Source organism: Acidobacteriota bacterium (assembly GCA_028875575.1).
Lineage (GTDB): Bacteria > Acidobacteriota > Terriglobia > Versatilivoradales > Versatilivoraceae > Versatilivorator.
The window spans coordinates 29,986-50,906 of the sequence record JAPPDF010000086.1; the positions used below are offsets into that span (position 1 = coordinate 29,986).

18 protein-coding genes are annotated in these 20,921 nt (G+C 58.6%); 8 read left to right on the forward strand and 10 right to left on the reverse strand.

Features of this window, described 5'->3' with window-relative positions; all coding sequences use genetic code 11:
* Positions 1–49 precede the first annotated feature (49 nt).
* Positions 50–1,225 carry a M20/M25/M40 family metallo-hydrolase gene (locus OXI69_13610; protein MDE2667176.1) on the forward strand — a complete coding sequence of 392 codons (1,176 nt, stop codon included), beginning with the start codon at positions 50–52 and terminating at the stop codon, positions 1,223–1,225.
* On the opposite strand, the gene OXI69_13615 is transcribed toward OXI69_13610, so the two are convergent.
* The 9 genes from OXI69_13615 to kdsB form a co-directional block, all read right to left on the reverse strand.
* Positions 1,222–2,196, reverse strand: a complete 975-nt coding sequence (locus OXI69_13615) for a polyprenyl synthetase family protein (GenBank protein ID MDE2667177.1) — start codon at positions 2,194–2,196, stop codon at positions 1,222–1,224. The genes OXI69_13610 and OXI69_13615 overlap by 4 nt on opposite strands.
* Positions 2,197–3,024, reverse strand: coding sequence for a TatD family hydrolase (locus OXI69_13620; protein ID MDE2667178.1), 828 nt, complete (start codon positions 3,022–3,024; stop codon positions 2,197–2,199).
* Positions 3,024–3,674, reverse strand: a complete 651-nt coding sequence (locus OXI69_13625) for a VTT domain-containing protein (protein ID MDE2667179.1) — start codon at positions 3,672–3,674, stop codon at positions 3,024–3,026. Before OXI69_13625 ends, OXI69_13620 begins: the two co-directional genes overlap by 1 nt.
* A gap of 13 nt (positions 3,675–3,687) precedes the next feature.
* Positions 3,688–5,697 carry a methionine--tRNA ligase gene (gene metG, locus OXI69_13630; protein ID MDE2667180.1) on the reverse strand — a complete coding sequence of 670 codons (2,010 nt, stop codon included), beginning with the start codon at positions 5,695–5,697 and terminating at the stop codon, positions 3,688–3,690.
* Positions 5,698–5,731: 34 nt separating this feature from the next.
* The gene (larC, locus tag OXI69_13635; GenBank protein MDE2667181.1) at positions 5,732–6,940 is read right to left on the reverse strand and encodes a nickel pincer cofactor biosynthesis protein LarC; all 1,209 of its coding nucleotides are present in this window, start codon (positions 6,938–6,940) and stop codon (positions 5,732–5,734) included.
* A 244-nt stretch (positions 6,941–7,184) separates the two neighbouring features.
* Positions 7,185–8,354 carry a radical SAM family heme chaperone HemW gene (gene hemW, locus OXI69_13640; protein ID MDE2667182.1) on the reverse strand — a complete coding sequence of 390 codons (1,170 nt, stop codon included), beginning with the start codon at positions 8,352–8,354 and terminating at the stop codon, positions 7,185–7,187.
* A gap of 10 nt (positions 8,355–8,364) precedes the next feature.
* Positions 8,365–10,059: a bacillithiol biosynthesis cysteine-adding enzyme BshC gene (gene bshC, locus OXI69_13645; GenBank protein MDE2667183.1), complete on the reverse strand. Its 1,695-nt coding sequence runs from the start codon at positions 10,057–10,059 to the stop codon at positions 8,365–8,367.
* Positions 10,013–11,674 carry a CTP synthase gene (locus OXI69_13650; GenBank protein ID MDE2667184.1) on the reverse strand — a complete coding sequence of 554 codons (1,662 nt, stop codon included), beginning with the start codon at positions 11,672–11,674 and terminating at the stop codon, positions 10,013–10,015. The genes bshC and OXI69_13650 overlap by 47 nt, the downstream gene beginning before the upstream one ends.
* 54 nt (positions 11,675–11,728) lie before the next feature.
* Entirely contained in the window at positions 11,729–12,490 is a 762-nt protein-coding gene (gene kdsB, locus OXI69_13655; GenBank protein MDE2667185.1) for a 3-deoxy-manno-octulosonate cytidylyltransferase, read from the reverse strand.
* Positions 12,491–12,962: 472 nt separating this feature from the next.
* Here kdsB and OXI69_13660 point away from each other — a divergent pair, with 472 nt between their 5' ends.
* Genes OXI69_13660 through OXI69_13670 form a run of 3 tightly spaced genes read left to right on the forward strand, consistent with a single transcriptional unit; the run spans position 12,963 to position 15,035 of the window.
* A complete protein-coding gene (locus OXI69_13660) occupies positions 12,963–13,832 on the forward strand; it encodes a VWA domain-containing protein (GenBank protein MDE2667186.1) in 870 nt (289 codons plus the stop codon).
* 4 nt (positions 13,833–13,836) lie between these two features.
* The gene (locus OXI69_13665; GenBank protein MDE2667187.1) at positions 13,837–14,784 is read left to right on the forward strand and encodes a VWA domain-containing protein; all 948 of its coding nucleotides are present in this window, start codon (positions 13,837–13,839) and stop codon (positions 14,782–14,784) included.
* A gap of 20 nt (positions 14,785–14,804) precedes the next feature.
* Entirely contained in the window at positions 14,805–15,035 is a 231-nt protein-coding gene (locus OXI69_13670) for a hypothetical protein (protein ID MDE2667188.1), read from the forward strand.
* 196 nt (positions 15,036–15,231) lie between these two features.
* On the opposite strand, the gene dtd is transcribed toward OXI69_13670, so the two are convergent.
* Complete coding sequence (gene dtd / locus OXI69_13675) at positions 15,232–15,681, reverse strand: D-aminoacyl-tRNA deacylase (protein ID MDE2667189.1); 450 nt, start codon at positions 15,679–15,681, stop codon at positions 15,232–15,234.
* Between the two features lie 113 nt (positions 15,682–15,794).
* Here dtd and OXI69_13680 point away from each other — a divergent pair, with 113 nt between their 5' ends.
* The 4 genes from OXI69_13680 (at position 15,795) to OXI69_13695 (ending at position 20,780) form a co-directional block, all read left to right on the forward strand.
* Complete coding sequence (locus tag OXI69_13680) at positions 15,795–17,474, forward strand: methylmalonyl-CoA mutase family protein (protein MDE2667190.1); 1,680 nt, start codon at positions 15,795–15,797, stop codon at positions 17,472–17,474.
* 55 nt (positions 17,475–17,529) lie between these two features.
* Complete coding sequence (locus tag OXI69_13685) at positions 17,530–17,937, forward strand: cobalamin B12-binding domain-containing protein (protein ID MDE2667191.1); 408 nt, start codon at positions 17,530–17,532, stop codon at positions 17,935–17,937.
* Between the two features lie 124 nt (positions 17,938–18,061).
* The gene (locus OXI69_13690; protein ID MDE2667192.1) at positions 18,062–19,045 is read left to right on the forward strand and encodes a VWA domain-containing protein; all 984 of its coding nucleotides are present in this window, start codon (positions 18,062–18,064) and stop codon (positions 19,043–19,045) included.
* Between the two features lie 223 nt (positions 19,046–19,268).
* Positions 19,269–20,780, forward strand: coding sequence for a sodium:solute symporter family protein (locus OXI69_13695; GenBank protein MDE2667193.1), 1,512 nt, complete (start codon positions 19,269–19,271; stop codon positions 20,778–20,780).
* The last annotated feature ends 141 nt before the right edge of the window (positions 20,781–20,921 follow it).

The following is a 20,921-nucleotide window of genomic DNA, read 5'->3' on the forward strand; positions in this document are numbered from 1 at the left end:
TGTATTCCCTTTCACACCGAAACCAAAGCATAGCCGGTATAATCGCACCGTGACTTCACTGCAACAGACCTTCAATCGTTCGCTGGACATACTCTTCGAACTGATCCGGATTGAATCGGTCAACCCTACCCTGGTGTCCGGAGGGGCCGGAGAGCAAGCCATCGCCGAACATCTTTCCGGCCTGCTGAAAAGCGAGGGCATCCGTAGCGAACTGCAGCCGGTCGCCCCGGGCCGATTCAACGTGTTGGCCACGGTGCAAGGGTCGAGCCCCGGACCCAGAGTGCTCCTCAACGGACACCTGGACACGGTGAGCATTGCCGGGATGAAACAACCCCTGGTGCCGGTTCTCAACGAGGGGCGAGTCTATGGACGGGGGGCGCAGGACATGAAGGGCGGGCTGGCCGCAGCGGTCGCGGCCCTGTTGGCGTTGTCCCGGCACAGGCAAGACTGGAAGGGCGAGGTCGTGCTGGCAGCCGTGGCCGACGAGGAGGACTTGAGCCTGGGAACCATCCGGTTTCTGGAGCGTTGGCCGCGGGACAGACCCTTCGATTTCGCGCTGGTGCTGGAACCGACCGATCTTCAGGTGGCCACGGCCCACAAGGGGTTTGCCTGGGTTGAAGTCACGACTTACGGGAAGGCAGCCCACGGCAGCCGGCCGGCCGACGGCGTGGATGCCATCCGCCTGATGGGCCAGGTCCTGGGCCACCTGGACCGACTGGACCGAGATCTGCAGAGCCATCCCCTTCACCGTCTCTTGGGATCGGGCTCGCTGCACGCCTCTCTGATCCAGGGCGGCCGTCAATGGAGCAGCTACCCAGACCGCTGCCGATTGAAATACGAGCGAAGGACCGTTCCGCCTGAAACCCGGGAGACGGTCGAAACCGAATTTCGACACATCCTTCAGACTTGCCGCCAGCAGGATCCTCACTTCCGCGGGGAGGCCTCGCTGGTCTGCGCGCGAGAACCCTTTGAAGCCGACCCCGAACAGGTGGTCCTGCAGCGTTTCTATCGCACCGCCCAATCCCAAAGGCCCCGGGAGGTTGGGTGGGGCAGCGTTTCATTCTGGACCGACGCTGCCCTGTTGGCGGCCGCCGCGATCCCGACTCTGGTCTTCGGTCCTCGAGGGGCCGGGCTGCATTCCCTGGAAGAATACGTGGAAGCTGAGGACCTCGGCGACTGCGCCGAGATCATCTATCGTTTCGTGACCCAAGCCCATGCCAACTAGCGGTCGCGGTCCAGAATCATTCGGGGGATGGCCTGCAGTGCCTGCCGGTAGGGGGAGGCGGGGAAACATTCCATGGCTGATTCAGCTCTCGCGGCGAACTCCTCTGCACGTTTCCGAGCTTTCTCCAGGACACGGTACCGTGTCACGATGGCAAGGATTTCCTCCTTGGAGACCGAGCGAAACGCCTTCTCCCGAAGGACCGTCTCGATCTTGCGGGACTCAGCCCGATCGCAGGTCTGAAGGGCGTACACCAGCGGCAACGTCATTTTGCCCTCCTTCAGGTCGCTTCCCACCGGCTTGCCCAGAACCCGTTGGGAAGAGCTCAAGTCGAGGATGTCGTCGGTGACCTGGAAGACCAGCCCCAGACTCAGGCCAAATTCACCCAATGCCCGTTCCTGCTCATCGCTCACTTTACCCAGCAACCCTCCGATTCTGGCGCAGCCGGAAAACAGATGAGCTGTCTTGCGCCGGGCGATATCCAGCACCTGCTGCTCGCTGACCTTGGGACTTCCATCCAGGGAAAGCTGAATCAATTCCCCCTCCACCATTCTTTGGGTCAAGTCGATCAGGATGTCCAGAATGCGAAAGTTACGTTCCTGCAGCGCCACGTAGAAGGACTGCATGTAGAGCCAATCGCCGACAAGCACCGTGACTTGATTGCCCCATTTGTGGTTGGCGCTGGAGCGCCCCCGGCGAACCCTTGCCCCATCGATGATGTCGTCATGAACCAGAGTGGCAGTGTGAATGAACTCGACGACGGCAGCCAGCTTGATGGCCGACCGGTTGACCTGGCCGCAGAGCTTGGTGCAGAGCAGCAGCAGGCTGGGACGAATGCGCTTTCCGCCACCTTCCTGCAGGTATTTGCCGATCTCCTCGATGGTGCCAACCGAAGAATGGCGCTGGCGCGCAAACTCCCCCTCGACCTGCCGCAATTCGTCTTTGACCAGTTGGAAAATCTCTCGAGGCTGCACTCAAACCCTTCCGGTAACTGATTTGGATAGGCCTTGATCGGACCGGGACCCGGACGCCGGGTGGAATAGCCGCTGATAGTTCTCCGTCGTACACTTGGCGACGGTATCCAGGCTGACCTGCTTGACCTCTGCCAAGACCCTGGCCGTTTCCACCACAAAGGCCGGTTCGCTGCGTCTTCCGCGGAAAGGAACCGGAGCCAGATAGGGAGCATCCGTCTCGATCAATAGCCGGTCCATGGGCACGGCCTGGGCCACCTGGCGGATGTCCTGGGCCTTGGGAAAGGTCAACAGTCCCGAAAACGAGATGTGAAATCCCATCTCCAGACAGTTTCGGGCCATGGCCAGGCTGCCGCTGAAACAGTGCATCACACCAGCCGAACCGCCACTTGCGTAGTGCTCGCCCAGAATCTCCAGTGTCCGGGCTTCGGCCTCCCTGGTGTGAATCACGACCGGTAGACCCACCTCCCGAGCCAGAGCCAGTTGGCGGGAAAATACCTCCTCCTGCTCTTCTGGTGGGGAATTGTGATAGTGGAAGTCCAATCCGATTTCTCCCCACGCAACCAGTCTGCCCGACTGCGCCAGACGGACGAGATAGTCCAGACTCAGCTCCGAGGCCAGGCGCGCCTCGTGCGGATGTATGCCCGCAGCCACATCCAGGTCATTCTCACGTTCTCCCAGCAGAACCGCCTTCTCGGTTTTGACCGGATCCACCCCGTCCCCGATGACCAGCACGCGTTCTATCAAAGCTGCACGGGCTCGATCCAGAACCGAGGGGAGGTCCGATTGAAACTCGGCTTCCGCCAGATGGGCATGGGAATCAATGAACATCAGCTTGGTGGCGATTTCCCGGCTCTTTCCCTGATCCGGTGTCGCGCCCATTCAAAGAGAATAGGCGTAATCGACAGGAAAACGATCAGCAGGACCACCTTTTCCAGGTTGTCGCGAATCCAGGCCACCTGACCCAGGTAATAGCCGGCCAGGACCATCGACACCACCCAAAAGATACCACCAAACACATTGAAGGCGGCAAAGCGAGGGTAGGACATCTGTCCAATGCCCGCCACAACCGGCGCAAAGGTTCGGGCGAAGGGCACGAAGCGGGCCAGAACGATCGCCTTGCCTCCGTGCTTCTCGTAGAACTCCCGGGCGTAATGGAGGTGCTTCCTGCGAAACCAGAAGCTGTCTTCCCTCTTGTAGAGAGCCACCCCGGTTCGGTGGCCGATGGCATAACCCACGGCATCACCGACGATGGCCATCACACTCAGCAGAATCATCAGTTTGGTGACGTCGAAGAATCCTCTTGCGGCCACCAGGCCCGCCAGGAACAGCAGGGAGTCTCCTGGCAGGAAAAAACCGATAAACAAGCCGGTTTCGGCAAACACGATGGCCGCCAGCACCAGGTAACCACCCGATCGAATCAGGTCGGTCAGCTTGTCCGGGTTGTAGAGACTTTCGAAAAACTCGAGTATCGCTTCCAAGAAACCCCTAGCCCTATTTCAGGCGAGCCCCGTTGGGAACCTCCTCCAGAAAGGTTGCCAACACCGGTCTGTCTTCCTTTCCTACCGACGCCGCCAGCAGCATTCCGTTGGATTCCAGTCCCCGCAGCTTGCGCGGCTGCAGGTTGGCCACCACTATGATCTTCTTTCCAACCAGACTCTCGGCGGGATAGGCGTGGGCGATTCCAGCCACAATCTGACGGGTTTCCCGTCCCAGATCCACGCTCAGCCGCAGGAGGCGGTCGGCGCCCTTGACCTTTTCGGCCTCAACCACCTGGCCCACCCGCAGATCGACCTTGACAAAGTCTTCAATGGAGATGGTCTTGCCGTCGGCGGGTGACGGAGCCGAAGTCTTGGCGGAAGCCGGCCCCTGTGCGGCCTCCTTTCGGACCGGCGAAGGCTTTTTCTTGTCCCGGCTGACAGTGGACTGCTTCTGCCCGCCGCCGGAGTCGAAAAGCGAGTCCAGCACAGCCTTCCTGTCCAGGCGCGGGAAAACGGCCGTGATTTCACCCAACTTGTTTCCCGACAACTCCCGGCTCCATTGCAACCGGTCCAGCCGTTGAAGGTTCAACGCTTCCCGTTGCCCCAACTGTTTCCAGACCTTGAGGCAACTGGCCGGCAACACCGGAGCCAGCAGGACAGTGACGATCCGGACCACTTCGGCACAGGTATGGAGAATGGTCGCCAGGCGGGGCCGCTGGGCCTCGTCTCCCGCCAAGGTCCAGGGAGCGCACACATTGATGTACTTGTTGGTGCGGGAAAGCAATTCCCAAACCGCCTCCAGGGCTCTGCTGAAGGCCAACCGGTCCATATGGCCTTGATAGGCCTCAATGGTGGCCACGGCATGTTTCTTCAGTTCGTCCTCCAGCGACGAAGGCTCAGCAGAGGGGGGCGGAACGGTGTCGCCGAAATTCCTGGAGATCAGAGCCAAGGTCCGGGAGACCAGGTTGCCCAAATCGTTGGCCAGATCGCTGTTGGTCCTCTGAATCATGGCCTGGTAGGAAAAGTTGCCGTCAGCTCCAAAGGGGATCTCTCGCAGCAGAAAATACCGGACCGCATCCGGACCGAAATGATTGAGCAGCAGATGGGGATTGATGACGTTGCCGCGAGACTTGGACATCTTCGCTTCGTCCTTGAGCCACCAGCCGTGGGCATGGACACGTTCGGGAAGCGGGAGGCCGGCTGCCGACAGGAAGGCCGGCCAATAGACGGTGTGAAAGCGAATGATGTCCTTTCCTACCAATTGAACCTGGGCCGGCCAGTACTTGCGGAACTGGTCCTGCTCCTTGCTGTTCCCGAATCCGATTCCCGAGAGGTACCCCACCAGGGCGTCAAACCAGACGTAGATCACGTGGTTGTCGGCGACGGGAACGGGAATGCCCCACTTGACCGAGGTCCGACTGACGGACAGGTCCTTGAGGCCATCGCTGACGAAGCGAATCACTTCGTTGCGACGAGAGGGCGGGTTGATGAACTCGGGGTGTTTTTCGTAGTGATCCAGAAGCTGCTTCTGAAAGGCAGACAGCTTGAAGAAATAGCTCTCCTCGGTGACGCGCTCGGTAGGGCGCTGGCAGACGTCGCAGTCGGGAGCCGATTCCGCTTCGGGGGCAAACAGGTTGCAGGGAATGCAGTACCAGCCCGAATACTCGCCCTTGTAAATGAAACCGTTGTCGAAGGCGCGCTGAAACACCTCGGTTGCCGCAGCGTAGTGGCTCTTGCTGGTGGTCCGAATGAAACAATCGTAATCCACCCCGAATCGCGACCACAACTTTCGATAGGCTCCCGCGTTGCGATCGGCCAGCACCTCAGGCGACACCCGGTGGGTTGCGGCGGCTCGCTCGATGTTCTGGCCATGCTCATCGGTGCCGGTGAGAAAGCACACGTCACAGCCTTGCATTCGCTTGTAGCGGCTCAAGCAATCGGCCACCAGGGTGGTATAGGTGTGTCCCAGATGCGGTCGGGCATTCACGTAGTAGAGAGGGGTGGTGATGTAGAAGGTATCCATTGAAGTCGCGGGCCGCAGGCTGCTGACGTCCTTTCTAACCCATCTGTTTTCCCTGCTGCTTGAGGAACTCTTGAACCACCTGCCGCTGCACCCTCTTGAAGGGCACCTTGTGGCGATGGGCCAGGACCTTGCATTCCTCATACTCGGGAGAAAAACTGACGATTCTGCCGTCCATGCGGGCCACTTTGACAGACACCTTGCCCAGTGGACCTTCCACCGGCTCAACCGTTCTCTCCAACACCTGTCGATGGCATTGATGATAGCGAAGGCCCAGGGTGGTGGTTTCCTCGAACAGCACCTTGCAGACTCCATCCAGAAGCTCCGATGGAAGGATTACGGTCAGAAGGATTCCCGGACGGTTTTTTTTCATCTGGACTGGGCAGGTGAACACGTCATGCACTCCCAGTTCAAACAGCTTCCCTTGAACATATCCGATAATCTCGGGGCTCATGTCGTCGATGTTGGCTTCCAGAACCCACACCTTGGAGTCCGAGGAAGCTGAATCGGCATCGAACCCACGGCCGCTCGACACTCTGAGCACGTTGGCCCCTTCCTTGTGATCCCGACTGCCGGCCCCGTACCCGATTCTCTCCACCCGAAAGCCCGGCAATTCCCCGAAACTCCGGCAAATGGTGGTCAGGATAGCCGCTCCCGTCGGCGTGACCAGTTCCCCTTCGATCCGGTTGGTGTAGACGGGAACTCCCTTGAGCAGCTCCGCCGTAGCCGGTGCGGGAACGGGCATGGTCCCGTGGGCGCAGTCTACCGTCCCCCAGCCCACGTTGAGCGCGGAGGCCAGACACCGGGGCGCGCCCAACCAGTGCAATCCGACAAAGGCCCCAACAATATCGACGATGGCATCCACGGCTCCCACTTCGTGAAAGTGAACCTTTTCCACGGTGGTGCCGTGCACCTTGGCCTCGGCTTCGGCAAGCCGGAGAAAGGCCCGGCAGGCATTGCCCTGGACCCAGGCATCCAGAGTGCTGCTGCGGATGATCTTCTCGATGGTCGAGTAGTGTCGGTGATGATGCTCTTCGCCGGTTACCACGTCGTATTTGGTCGCCAGCACCCCCGCCTTTTTGACGCGGTACGATTTGAGCTGGAAGTTCCTGACGTTCAACTTTTCCAACTCGCCGGCGAGATGCTCCGGCGGGAGTCCCAGATCCACCAGCGCTCCCAGAATCATGTCTCCGCTGATTCCCGAGAAGCAGTCGAAATAAAGAGTGTCGCTACTTTGAATTCCCACCTGTCTTGCCTCCACCGACCTGTCCGGCGCCTCTTTCCCGGCCGGTCAATCTGTCGCACGGACCATGGCGCTGCCACACTCAGGAATGGCGGCAACCCAAATTCTGAGACAGAACACTAGGCCCGGATTTGGCCGTTTGTCAAGGTGAACCCTCCCGCCTTCAGGTCACCGATGAATCATCCTGTAATGCGGGCTCGGGAAGCGACCGGTTCGACATGGAAGTCTTTGGAGTTGAGTCCTGTTCCTACTGCATGAACTGGACAAAGACTTCGTTGGAAAACAGCCGCCCTCTGGCGGTCAGCCTCAAACGGTCTCCTTTGATTTCGATCAGCTCCCCCTGGGCCAACTGGCTCAATTCCCGGCCGAAACGCTCCCGCAGGTCAAACCCGAATTTTCGGCGACAGCGCCACAGATCCAGGCCGGCATTCAGCCGCAGACCCAGAAAGATCACCTCCTCCAGATGCTGCCTGGGAGTGATCTCGGATCGAAATGTCGTGGCAGGTTTTCCACCCTCCAGCAGCTCGACGTAGCGGACGGGGTCCCGCTCATTGCCCCAGCGCTCCCCTGCCCAGTAGGAATGGGCGCCACATCCGAAACCGATGAAGGGTTGATCGGTCCAGTACTTCAGATTGTGTCGCGACTGCCTGCCCGGCTTGCAGAAGTTCGAGATTTCATACTGCTTCCAGCCGGCGCTTCCCAGCCGTTCCACCGATTCCTGGTACCAATCGGCAACCGCTTCCTCGTCCGGCAAGGAGGCACCGGCCAATCCCTCTCTCTTCCCCAGGTGTGCATCTTCGTGGATCTCCAGCAGATACAGGGAGAGGTGCTCCGGCGAGAGAGCAACCACCCGGATCAGGTTCTCCTGCCAATCGTCCCCCGTCTGGTCCGGCAGACCGGCAATCAGGTCGACGCTCAAGTTGTCAATCCCTTTGCGGCGACACATCTCCACGGTTGAGATCGAATCCACCACACTGTGAGACCGGCCGACCTTCTTCAGCAGGTGGTCCTGGAAAGTCTGGACTCCAAGGCTGATGCGATTGACACCTGCTTCCCGGTAGCAGTCCAGCTTGTCCTCCGTCACGGTGCCGGGATTGACCTCCAGGGTAATCTCGGGGAAAGCAGCGAGCGAGAAGGTATTCCGAATCCACTCCAGGGTTTTCACAATCTCTTGCCCATCCACCAGGGACGGGGTGCCGCCACCCACGAATATGGTATCGATCACCCGATCGGAGACACCGTTTCCGTTTGCATTCATCCTCTGCAAGAGCCGCGCCTGCGCTTCCATTTCCCGCCGCAGCGCCCCGAAATAGGGCCTGACCAAACTCCCGGAGAATACTCCCGAAGCGAAATGGCAGTAGCTGCACTTTGACAGGCAGAAGGGAACATGGATGTAGAGTCCCAGGCCATTCGACATCAAGCAACTCTCACAAATAAAGCAATTTGTGGTCCGGATTGGAAGGGTCGACGGAGTCGTGCAGCTCTTCCAGGAATTCCGGTCCGTAGCGCGACAGAAAGTAGAAAATATTGATATGACGTTCCTGAAGTCCCCCCGAGGGACAGAGCGTGCTCAAAAGGCTGTCGACCTGTCGAGTCAGAATCTCCTGCTGGCGGGACTCGGCTCCCACGAACTTGGCTCGAAGGTTCTCCAACTGGTAATGGATTTTCTTGCGCACGGTCCCCAGTGCGCCAACCAGTGTGGGATCTACCGACTTCAGGGGCTCTTCCATCTCACCGAGGCGACTGTCGATGGCTCTTTCGAGCCGATCGAACCTGTTGCCGACCTCCTGGTTGACGGTCCTTTCCACGATCAGTTGCAGCAGTGCCTGGCTCCCTCGAAACAAGTCGCAGAATTCCAGCCGGTATTTGGCCAGCAACTTTTGCATTTTTTTTTCTACCACCGTAAAGCTGGCACGCGGAACCACCGGGGGCATGACTCTTCCCAGGGCATGATAGAGCGGAGACACCTGGGCATAGTAGGCGACCTCGGATGGTCCGGCAACGTAGGCCAGCGTCGGAAGCAGGAAATCCTGTACAACGGGTCTGAAGAGTACGTTGGGACTTACCTGCTCCGGCGCCCGCTCGATGAGGCCCCGGAGATCCGGCAGCACCTCGGAGCTCCTCCTTAGCGAAAAACCTTCGCGGGTCCCCACCACTCCCCGGCGTTTCCCGTCCTGTTCCCAAAAGAGAAAGCTTGTCCCTGCTTCCCTGCTGACTTGCGGGGGATAGCCGGCGGCGGCCAGTTGTCGGTTGCGGTCTTCAAGCAACTCATCCAGTTTCTCCCAGGTCTCGGCAGCCTGTAGAAAAACCGGCTTGGCCATTTTCTTGAGAGTTGGGTCCCGCGGATCCAGCAGGATGAGTCCATACTCGGAAAGGAGAAAGGAAACCACCTCCGCGAACGCCTCCCCAAAGGTATTCCCCTCCCGATAGATCCGTTTCAATCGGGCGACCAGTACCGGCTTGAATTCGGAATCCGGAAGGCCCTGCAGAAACCGGTCCAGGTAGCCTGCGATCGAAGGACCGAAGGAAATGGGTCCCACCGGCTGTCGATTGCCTTCCGATTCTTGAGCATATTGGACCGATTTCAGAGTCGAGTCAGCCGCCAGGATCCAGGTGCGACCCACTTCCTCGAGATCGTGGTCCTCGGTGGCCATCCAAAATACGGGGACCGCTTCCACGCCCCGGCGTCGATAGGCTTCGACCAGTTTCACGGCGGTCAGGGCTTTGTAAACGGTATAGGCCGGACCGGCAAACAAGCCGACCTGTTGACCGGTAACCACTGCCCGGCAGCGGTCCTCTGTCAAGCGGTCCAGGTTCTCCATGGTTTTGGCGGAAGCGCCCCAGAGCCGATTCTGGCGCTTCAGGCATTCCACCAGGGCCGCGCGATGGGCCAGGCGAGGCCAGGGACCATCAGGTTCGGGCAATCCGAGGAACTCACTGCCGGGAAAACCCGGAAAGAAGGGCCGAACCTTCTCGGGGTGGTATAGGTAATCCGACAGCAGGGCCGGCGCTTTCGGAATCTTCTCGAAACTCAGACCCACCGACTTGGCCATCGTGTGTCCCAGGCAGCTCAGGCTATGTTTGTTGGAGGGGTGGTTGGCTCTCGAGCGCGGCTTCCGCATGCTGCTTCGGCCTCCCGGCGCGGCGATTCCGAAAAGCCGCTCCGACGAAGGCCCTGAAGAGAGGGTGAGAGACCAGGGGTTTGGACTTGAACTCCGGATGGAACTGGCAGCCGACGAACCAGGGATGATTCTCTATTTCGACCACTTCCGCAAAGCTGTTGTCCGGGGAGTACCCCACTACCTTCATGCCATTGGCAGCCAGCGTCTCCTCATATTCCCGGTTGAATTCGTAGCGGTGGCGGTGGCGCTCCGAGATCTCGGTTTGACCATAGGCCTGAACCGTCTGCGACTCGGAATCGAGGATGCAGGGATAGGCTCCCAGGCGCATGGTGCCGCCCAGATCATCGATGCCTCTCAGTTCTCTCAACTTGTATATGACACGATGGGGTGTGGCCGGATTGAATTCGGAACTATGGGCTTCTTCCAGTCCGCAAGCGTTGCGGGCGAATTCAATCACCGAGCACTGCATTCCCAAACAAATGCCGAAAAAGGGCACTTTCCGAGTTCGAGCAAAGTTGATGGCACGAATCATCCCGGAGATTCCCCGCTTGCCGAAGCCTCCGGGAACCAGAATGCCGTCGAACGGAGTCAACTGTTCAACCCAACTGTCTCCCTCGACACCTTCAGCTTCGATCCAATGGATTTCCGTCTTGAGATGGTGAAACAGCCCTGCGTGTATCAAGGCCTCCTTGAGACTCTTGTAGGACTCCTCGAACTCGACATATTTGCCGACCACGCCGATTTTCACCAAATCCGAAGGATGCTTGATGCGCTCTACCAATTCCCGCCACCGGGTCATGTCGCAATCTCTGATCGGCAATTCCAATTGCTTGAGAACTATCTCGTCCAGACCCTCCGCGGCCAAGGTGAGGGGAACTTCGTAGACTGATTCCACGTCTCTGGCGGTGATGACGGCATCCTCCGCCACCGAACAAAAGAGGGCGATTTTTGCCTTCAACCCCTTGGAGAGAAATCGTTCGGTCCTGCACAGCAGAATGTCGGGTTGAATGCCGATGGCTCTCAATTCCTTGACGCTGTGCTGAGTGGGTTTGGTCTTGAGCTCGCCGGCGGCATTGATATAAGGAACCAGGGTCAGATGAACGAAAAGGGAGTTGGGACGTCCAAGATCCTGCCGCAACTGCCGGATCGCCTCCAGGAAGGGCAGTGACTCGATATCGCCGACGGTTCCACCGATCTCGACAATGCTGACGTCCACCTCGGTGGCCACCTTCTTGATGGCAGCCTTGATCTCGTTGGTGATATGGGGAATCACTTGAATCGTCTTTCCCAGATAATCTCCCCGCCGCTCCTTCTGAATCACCGATTCATAAATCCTGCCGGTGGTCAGGTTGTGGTCTTGAGTCAACTTGCTGTCGGTGAAGCGCTCGTAGTGCCCCAGGTCCAGGTCCGTTTCGGCTCCGTCGTCGGTGACGAATACTTCTCCGTGCTGGTAGGGGCTCATGGTGCCGGGGTCCACGTTGAGGTAGGGATCGAACTTCTGCAGACTGACTCGATACCCCCGGCTTTCCAGCAGGCGGCCGATCGAGGCCGCCGCCAACCCCTTCCCCAAAGATGAGACGACTCCACCAGTCACAAAGATGAACTTGGCCGTCATGCCGACTCCTTTCCTTGCACTTTGCCTCTCCCGGAATGGACTCTTTCCGGACGATCAGTCTGCCCTGCTCCCCGGGAGCTTGCCTTGAACGGCAAGCTCATTGATTCGAACCAGGTCTTCAGGCGTGTCCACCGCGACCCCATGGTATTCGTACGGCACCACTCTTATCCGATATCCGTTATACAGGAAACGGAGTTGCTCCAGATCCTCCACGTCCTCCAGCCAGCAATCCGACAGATCGGGCAGGATTTCGAGGAATTTCCTGCGGTAGGCGTAGATTCCCACATGCTTGAATACGGCCGCCTGTTCCCCTTCGCTACGTCCTTGCCGCCTCAAATGGGGAATGGAAGACCGAGAAAAGTAAAGGGCGTCCCCATTGCGATCCGTGACCACCTTGACTACGTTGGGATCGGATATCTCCTCAGCTTCGGCGGGACATTTCAGTGTCGAGATCATCAGGCTCGGATCGGAGCGGAAGGGATCGATGACGGCTTCGATACAACCGGGATCCATCATGGGCTCGTCCCCCTGAAGGTTGACGACCACGTCGACCTCCAGATTCCCTCCTACCTCCGCCACCCTCTCGGTTCCCGACCGGTGCGTCGCGGAAGTCATGCAAACCGTGCCCCCAAAGACCTCAACCGCCTTTACGATGCGCTCGTCATCGGTGGCCACGATGACCTCGGTAATCCCCCGAGTGGCCGAAGCCCGCTCGTAGACGTGCTGAATCATGGGTTTTCGGGCAATTTTTGCGAGGGGTTTTCCGGGAAACCGTATCGACTGAAAACGGGCGGGAATGACTACGACAGCCTTCAGATCATTTTTGGTCAAAGCCTGATCGGAGTCTGACGATGAGGGGCCTGGCCGCAACCAGGCCGTTAGAAGGATTCCCCGTATCTTTGTTGAAAACCGGGCAGAGATCAAGTCCTAAATTGGGGGATCCCCCGCTTGAGTGGATCGCCGTCCGCAGGCCAATACAGCCGGCCGACATTCGAGGCAAGGCCACCTCCGGGAAAGTACGGCAGCGCTCGATTCCGTTCCACCCCCGGATTCGAGCCGGACAGGGCTCCGCCGTCCTTCACTGGTCCTTTACTTTTCCCCGGGCTTGGGGCACACTGACACCGGGCTTCATGTAGACAGATAACCTACCCAAAGCCTTCATGAGCCGGAGCAGTGCTCCATGAAAGGACGAGGCTTTCCCGTGGCTGCTCTCTTCCGCACAACCGCCGGATTGATCGGTCTTGGACTTTTTCTCGCCTGTTCCTCATTGTGCTTGGCACAAGGCAGATTGTCGGGAGACTCTTCTTCGGAGAACGGATTTTCCTCGCTGAAGATCGACGTGGATCTTGTTCTGGTCAGCGCCACCGTCACCGATCACAGCCGCCGCTTCGTTACCGGATTGGAAAGGCAGCACTTCCGCATCTTCGAAGACAAGATCGAGCAGGAGATCAAGCACTTCAGCAACGAGGATGTGCCGACCTCCATCGGGCTGTTATTCGATGTCAGCAGCAGCATGGGAGACAAGATTGCCCGTGCCAGAGACGCGGCCGTGGCCTTCCTCAAGACCAGCAATCCGGCCGACGAGTACCTGTTGATCGCCTTCGCCGACCGGCCCTCGGTGGAGGAGGATTTCACTTCCGACATCAGCGAGATTCAAAACCGCCTGGTTCACAAGAGAGCCAAGGGTTCGACAACGCTTTACGACGCCATCTACCTGGCCCTGGAAAAGATGAAGCAGGCCAACCACTCCAAGAAGGCTATCCTGCTCATTACCGACGGCGAGGACACCCGCAGCCGCTATTCCCTCATCAATGTGCGAAATGCCGTCAAGGAAGCCGACGTGCAAATTTTCGCGATCGGCATTGTCAATTCCTATTATTCCGACTTGGCCCGTGGCCGCTCCGGACGGGGAATCTTGGAACAGATCACGGAGATTACCGGGGGGCGAGCCTACTTCCCCAATTCCGTTTACGAGCTCGAGGACATCTGCACCAAGATTGCCATCGAGCTCAAGAACCAGTACATCCTGGGCTATTCCTCCACCAATCGGGCCAAGGACGGCCGCTGGCGCAAAATCAAAGTCAAGATGAAGACGCCCAAAGGGCTCCATTCGCTATCGGTCCGGACCAAGACCGGTTACTACGGTCCCCAGGGATGATCCGATGAATTCGGCCTTTGGAAGAATCCTTCTGGCGGCGCTGCTGCTTCTGCTGAGTACCCAGATCATGGCTCAGCGGCAAACCCGGAAAGCCAGGGGCGACTTTACGCTCAAGGTGGACGTGGATCTGAGACTGCTCCACGTCACCGTCTTCGACTGGAAGGAACAGTTGGTAAAAGGGCTGAAGCAGGACAATTTCGAAGTCTACGAAGACAAGATTCAACAGGAGATTTCCCTCTTCAAGGTAGAGGACATACCGGTATCGCTGGGCCTGGTGATCGACAACAGCGGAAGCATGCGGGGCAAACGCAACCGGGTCAATGAAGCCGCCATCACCTTCGCCAAGACCAGCAACCCGGAAGACGAAATCTTCCTCATCAACTTCAACGACCAGGTCTTCCTGGACCAGGACTTCACCCAGAACCTCGATGATCTGACGGATGCTCTGGATCACATCGATGCCCGGGGCGGCACTGCCCTCTATGACGCCATCTACCTGGCCTTGGAGCACATTCGGGAAGGACAGGAAGAAAAGAAGGCCGTACTGGTCATAACCGATGGCCTGGACCGCGACAGCCGCTACCGGTTCGACTCGGTGTTGGAATTTGCCCGGGAGTCCTACGCCAGCATTTACCTGATTGGACTGTTCGACAAACTATCGGAGCGGCCCCGGAGAGCGAGAAAAGCCGCCAAGCTCCTGCAAGAGCTCTCCGTGGAAACGGGGGGAAAGTACTTCTTTCCTGAATCGGTGGACGAGGTGCATGCCATCTGCACCGAGGTGGCCCACGAAATCCGCAATCAGTACACCTTGGGCTACAAGCCCACCAACCTGAACCGGGATGGAACCTGGAGAGACGTTACCGTAAGGGTGCTGGGATCCCCTAAACCCAAGGGCAAACGAAAGTGGATCGCCAGGACCAAACGGGGCTACTACGCCCCTACCGAGAGTTAGATTTCAGCGTGAGGGTTTCCATGCCGTCCGGCTTGCGTCAGATGAGACTGATCGAGGTCCTGGTTGTGGCGCTGGTGGCGGTCTGCTCCGCCATTGTCTTTGACACCTCCAACTTCTCCAAACCGGCCGACACCAAAAAGACCAACAAGTCCTGCGTCTATTGTCACACCCAATCCGGTTCCAAGGATTTGACCGAAGCCGGCAAATACTACCGCGACAAGGGCACCCTGGACGGCTACAACAAGAAATAGGGGGAGAAGCCTGCGAGCCCAGACCTCTTGAATCGAATCAGCCTCGACGGATTGCCCAAGTATCGTAGTTTCCGATTGCAGATTGTGGATTGTAGACCTTGGATCTGAAGTGAGATCAGCAGTTACAACCCCCCAATCGACGATCAGCAATCCGCAATCGACGATTCATTGCTTGTCGGCTTGAGGCACGGCCTGATTAGAAGCTCTTGGAACTGTCCAGCAGGAGTGTCACCGGGCCGTCGTTGATGGACCGAATCCTCATCGTTTCCCGGAATACTCCTGTCTGGACCGTGATCCGATGCTGCCGGCAGCGTTCCACGAAGGATTGGTAGAGGCGATTGGCGGCTTCCGGGGGCGCCGCCATTGAGAACGAAGGTCGGCGGCCCCTACGGCAATCGCCATAGAGCGTGAACTGCGAGACAATCAAGAGCGCCCCACCGACCTCTTTCAGGGACCGGTTCATTTTGCCGCTGTCATCCTCGAAGATCCTCAACCCCAACACTTTGTCCACCAGGTATTCGGTGTCGGCCGGACCGTCTCCGTCCTTCACGGCAAGGTAGAGCAGCAATCCCCTGCCGATCTGTCCGACCATCTCCTCACCCACCGTCACCGACGCCTCAAGTACTCGTTGCACCACGACACGCATCGGTTTCTCCTTCTCCTTGGGATTACGAAAACGGAGCCAGGCGAAATCGTTGACACCTTCGGGGGCCTCTTTTACTATCACGCAATCTCGTTCCAGGCAAACGGGGCAACCTCATGGGCAGGACACCGACCGGTCAGACCCGGCTCAACAAATCGAAGCGTCGCTGGGTGGAGGAGACGCTCGCCCCTTCATGGAAGCGGTTCCCTCCGAGGCTGCCTGAGTTCACCAGCATCTCGGGACACCCCATCCAGCCTCTCTACGGTCCCGACGACCTGGAGGACTTCGACCCCGAACAGGAGTTGGGGTTCCCCGGAGAACCGCCCTACACCCGGGGCATTCATCCCAGCATGTACCGCGGCCGGCTCTGGACCATGCGGCAATTCAGCGGCTTCGGCACGGCCCAGGACACCAACAGGCGCTTTCTTTACCTGCTCCGGCAAGGACAAACCGGACTTTCGGTTGCTTTCGACCTGCCCACTCTCATGGGTCTCGACTCGGACCACCCGACGGCTTCGGGTGAGATCGGCAAATGCGGCGTGGCCGTCGATACGCTGGCGGACATGGAAGTTCTCTTCCGGGACATCGACCTGGAAACCATCAGCACGTCCATGACCATCAATTGCCCGGCTGCCGTCATCTGGGCCATGTTTCTGGCTCATGCCGAGAAAAGCGGCTTCAGTTGGGCCAAGCTGCGGGGCACCCTGCAGAACGACATCCTGAAGGAATACATTGCTCAGAAGGAGTGGATCTATCCGCCTCACCCTTCCATGCGGTTGGTTACCGACACCATTGCTTTCGCAACCCGAAGCGTCCCCCAGTGGAACAGCGTCTCGATCAGCGGCTATCACATACGGGAAGCCGGTTCCACGGCCCTGCAGGAGTTGGCCTTCACCCTGCGCGACGGCATCGAGTACGTGGAAGCAGCCGTTCGGGCTGGACTTGAGGTCGACGACTTCGCGCCGCGGTTGTCCTTCTTTTTCAATGCCCACAACGATTTCTTCGAAGAAATCGCCAAATATCGAGCAGCTCGCAAGGTGTGGTGCCGGGTGATGAAGGAGCGCTTTGGCTGTAGAGACCCGCGATCCAGCATGCTCCGATTCCATGCCCAGACCGCGGGGTGTTCCCTGACAGCCCAACAGCCCCACAACAACATTGTTCGCACCGCCATCCAGGCCTTGGCTGCCATCCTGGGCGGAACTCAGTCCCTGCACACCAACTCCATGGATGAAACCTACGCCTTGCCCACCGAGCAGGCCGCCACCATCGCTCTCAGAAGCCAGCAGATCCTGGCCACGGAAAGCGAAGTGGCAAACACCGTCGACCCCATGGCCGGATCCTATTTCGTCGAAAAGCTGACCCTTGAATTGGAAAAAGGGTGCTGGGACTATTTCGAGAAAATTGACGCCATGGGCGGAATGGTAGCGGCCATTGAGCGCTGCTATCCCCAGAAAGAAATTCTGGACGCCGCCTACCGCTATCAGCAGGCGGTGGAACGGGGTGAGAAGGTTATCGTGGGCGTGAACCGATTCGCCGTCGATGAGGAACAGCCGATCGACACTCTCGCCATCGAATCCGGGGTAGCCGACAAGCAGTTGGACAGCCTCCACCGTGTCAAGGCCAGCCGCGACGAGAGGGCTGTGCGACGGTCGCTGGCGGAGCTGCGCCGGGCTGCTGCCACCGATGAGAACCTCATGCCCTTCCTTCTGTCTTGTGTCAAGGCTTACGCGACCCTGGGAGAAGTCTGCGAGGAGATGAAACAGGTGTTCGGTACTTACGAGGAGCCTGTCTTTTAGGTCGAAACGGTAGCCGCCGACATGTGGGAGCCCGATGTCGAGCCCAATCCCAGCCATGAGTGAGAAGCCCATACGGGTCCTGGTGGCCAAGCCCGGCCTGGACGGCCACGACCGCGGGGCCAAGATCATCGCCCGGGCGCTTCGAGACGCCGGGATGGAAGTGATCTACAGCGGTCTTCGCCAGTCTCCCGAGCAGATCGTCAACGCAGCCCTGCAGGAAGACGTGCACTGCATCGGACTCTCCATACTCTCGGGTGCCCACAATGTGATTCTTCCCCGCATCACCGGACTGTTGCGGGAAAAGAAGCTGGACGACGTGCTGGTGGTCGCCGGAGGCATTATCCCCGATCAGGACATCCCCAAGCTGAAGGCGGGAGGGATCTCTGAAATCTTCCTGCCCGGAACCTCTACTCAGACGATCATCAAGTACATCAAGGAAAACTGCGGGGCAGCGTCGGATTAGCCGGTGAATTTCTCAGCAAAACAGCAACTTTCCTTCAAACCCTGCCATCACACCCCAAGGGTTGACCCTCGGAATTCCGGTCGGTAGAATCGCGGCTAAGGCATCAGGCAGGAGGTTTCCAGCGATGAAGATGGATGGGCATGCGGGCAGGTTTCTGTTTTTCATGGGAGTGTTTCTCTTGGGCGCGTCCGTCACTGCGGATCAGATCCGCGCTCAGAGTCTCCCCGTCAATCCCACGCTCAAGAAGAAGATCAGGGACGACGTCGACAACCTGGTGGTAAACGTTGAACTCGTCAACGTCCTGTTCACCGTCACCGATCGCAAGGGACGCCTGATCACCGATCTGCAAAGGCCCAACTTCAAGTTGTACGAAGACAACAAACTGCAGGAAATTACCAATTTTTCTCGCGAAACCGATCTCCCACTGACCATTGCCGTTCTGATTGACACCAGCACGAGCATCACCGACCGATTCAAGTTCGAGCAGGAGGCGGCAATCGAGTTTCTTTTTCAGACCCTGAGGCCCCGCAAGGACAAGGCTCTGCTGATTACGTTCGACTCTGCCATTGAGCTGGTTCAGGATTTCACCGACGACCCCCAATTGCTGGCGCGGTCCATCCGGCGCATACGACCCGGTGGAGGAACCAAGCTACTGGACAGCATCTTCCTCACTTGCCAGGAAAAGCTGAAAGCCGAACCGGGCAGCACCAGAAAGATCATCATTCTCATCAGCGATGGAGACGACAATCTCAGCATACAAAACCTGGCCTCAACCTTGGAGATGGTCCACCGTTCAGATGTCTCGATCTACGCCGTCAGCACCAACTCCAGCGGTTTCTTCAGCATCAAGGCGCCCAAGTCGGACAAGCTCCTCCGGCGCCTGGCGCGGGAAACGGGAGGGCGAGCCTTCTTCCCCTTCAAATCGGAGGAATTAAGCGAAAGCTTCGCCAATATCGGCACCGAACTTCGCAGCCAGTACTCTCTCGCCTATCGATCCTCGAATACCGCACGAGACGGTTCTTTTCGCTCCATCAAGATCAAGACCAACCGCAAGAGGCTGAAGGTGAAATCCCGCAAGGGATACTACGCCTCCCGGAGTTCCGGCTAGGTTGGAATCCTGCCCGAATCTCATCCGCTTCCCTTCCCTTTCTCCCCACCGGATCGACTGCGGGCCAGCGGTGCATTCCGAAGGCTTGGGTTGACCCGGGCTGCTTGCGCCTGTCCCGGGAACCTGCTATGTTGGAATCCCCTGTCAACTCATCCTGCTCTCCCTCGAACAGGTGCTTGAGACCGAGTTCCGGTTTCGATCTCACTCAGAATACAAAGGACCCATGATCGGTTTCAGCCTGGTGGATTGGAGCATCATCCTTGCCTACCTGGGCGCCACCATGGCTGCCGGCCTGGCCGTGCGGCGTTACGTCGGCAGAGTGGAGGATTTCATCCTGGCCGGTCGCGGCATGGATGTCTACCTGGGAGTAGCCTCCCTGGCGGCAACCGAGTTCGGAATTATCACTGCCATGTACACGGCCGAGCTTGGATACAAGAACGGATTTGCGGGCGCCACCCCCGGGATTCTGATGGCTGCCGCAATGCTGGTGGTAGGTCTCACGGGTTTCGTCATCAAGCCTTTGCGGGACTCGGAAGCCTACACCATTCCAGAATTGCTGGACCGACGGTTTGGCCCGCGGGTCCGCTGGCTGGCCGGCCTGGTGATCGTGCTGGGGGGAGTTCTCAACATGGGGGTCTTTTTTCGAGCCGGAGGCGAGTTTCTGGTGATCATGACCGGAATCCCCCAAGGCTATCTGGAAATCACCATGACGGTTCTGGTAATTCTGGTTCTGATCTACACGGTGCTTGGGGGAATGATCTCGGTCCTGATCACGGACTATCTGCAGTTTCTGGTGATGGGGATAGGACTGGTCACCGTTTCCTTATTGGTGGTGATCCAGGTGGGATGGGAGCAGGTGGTGTCGGCCGTTGAAAGAGAGCACGGGGCGGGAGGGTTCAACCCCTTTACCAGCGAGGGTATGGGCCCAGCCTACGTTGCCTGGCAGGCCCTCAATCAACTGGCTGTCGTCGTCACTTGGCAAACCGTGATTCAGCGTGTCCTCTCGGCCCGAGACAGTCGGACTGCCCGACGGGTGTATACGCGGACCAGCTTCTACTTCGTGGGGCGCTTCCTGATCCCTGCCTTTTGGGGTATGGCCGCCCTGGCCGCGCTGGGAGCCGACTATCCTCCGTCGGCTTCGCTGCAAGCCATGCCCACCTTTCTGTCCTCTCTGCTCCCTTCGGGATTGGTGGGACTGGTAATCGCCGCCATGCTGGCGGCCGAGATGTCGACCGATTCCAGCTATCTGTTGACCTGGAGCAGCATTCTCTACAACGACCTGATCTGTTCTGTCCGCCGCCAACCCTTCAGCGAGAAATCGGGACTTTTCCTGAACCGTTGCATCGTGCTGGGTATCGCCGGATTCCTGCTGCTCTATGGACTCTGGTATCAAGCTCCCGGAAGAGTTTGGGACTACTTGTCCATCACGGCCAACATCTATCTGTCCAGCATCTTCGTGCTGCTGGTGGCCTGCTGTTACTGGAAGGGCGCGCGCGCCGCGGGCGGAATCGGAGCCATCGTAGGCGGGGCGCTTCCCCCTCTGGCATTCCTGCTGCTCAGCCAAGTCCAGCTTCCGGCGGTTGAAGGCAGCCATCCCTTCGCTCCTTGGTCAACGGTCGCGCAGTGGCTGAGCCGAAGCGAGGTCAGCGGATTGCTCTCCTTTGCTCTTGCCGCCAGCGGCATGATTCTGGGGTCTTGGATGGCACGCAGAAGGGAGGAGAAGCAACTTGCCTGAAACACGGCTGTTTCGCCCTGTATCAGCCGCGCCGTCGCACGGTCAGGAGTCGAGCCTTGCCCCCCACCGCATCAGCCTTCGCCATCCGGCTCGGCTTCTGCGACTCCCCCTCAAGGGGGGAGTGATAGAGTTCTACTGGAA

Bases quoted from the DNA above. Each gene is read 5' to 3' on its own strand.
- OXI69_13650 (MDE2667184.1), bottom strand. From the start codon at position 11,674: ATGACGGCCAAGTTCATCTTTGTGACTGGTGGAGTCGTCTCATCTTTG.
- OXI69_13680 (MDE2667190.1), top strand. From the start codon at position 15,795: ATGGGCAGGACACCGACCGGTCAGACCCGGCTCAACAAATCGAAGCGT.
- hemW (MDE2667182.1), bottom strand. From the start codon at position 8,354: ATGTCGAATGGCCTGGGACTCTACATCCATGTTCCCTTCTGCCTGTCA.
- bshC (MDE2667183.1), bottom strand. From the start codon at position 10,059: ATGCGGAAGCCGCGCTCGAGAGCCAACCACCCCTCCAACAAACATAGC.
- OXI69_13665 (MDE2667187.1), top strand. From the start codon at position 13,837: ATGAATTCGGCCTTTGGAAGAATCCTTCTGGCGGCGCTGCTGCTTCTG.
- OXI69_13670 (MDE2667188.1), top strand. From the start codon at position 14,805: ATGCCGTCCGGCTTGCGTCAGATGAGACTGATCGAGGTCCTGGTTGTG.
- OXI69_13690 (MDE2667192.1), top strand. From the start codon at position 18,062: ATGAAGATGGATGGGCATGCGGGCAGGTTTCTGTTTTTCATGGGAGTG.
- dtd (MDE2667189.1), bottom strand. From the start codon at position 15,681: ATGCGTGTCGTGGTGCAACGAGTACTTGAGGCGTCGGTGACGGTGGGT.
- OXI69_13620 (MDE2667178.1), bottom strand. From the start codon at position 3,024: ATGTTCATTGATTCCCATGCCCATCTGGCGGAAGCCGAGTTTCAATCG.
- OXI69_13695 (MDE2667193.1), top strand. From the start codon at position 19,269: ATGATCGGTTTCAGCCTGGTGGATTGGAGCATCATCCTTGCCTACCTG.
- OXI69_13685 (MDE2667191.1), top strand. From the start codon at position 17,530: ATGAGTGAGAAGCCCATACGGGTCCTGGTGGCCAAGCCCGGCCTGGAC.
- metG (MDE2667180.1), bottom strand. From the start codon at position 5,697: ATGGATACCTTCTACATCACCACCCCTCTCTACTACGTGAATGCCCGA.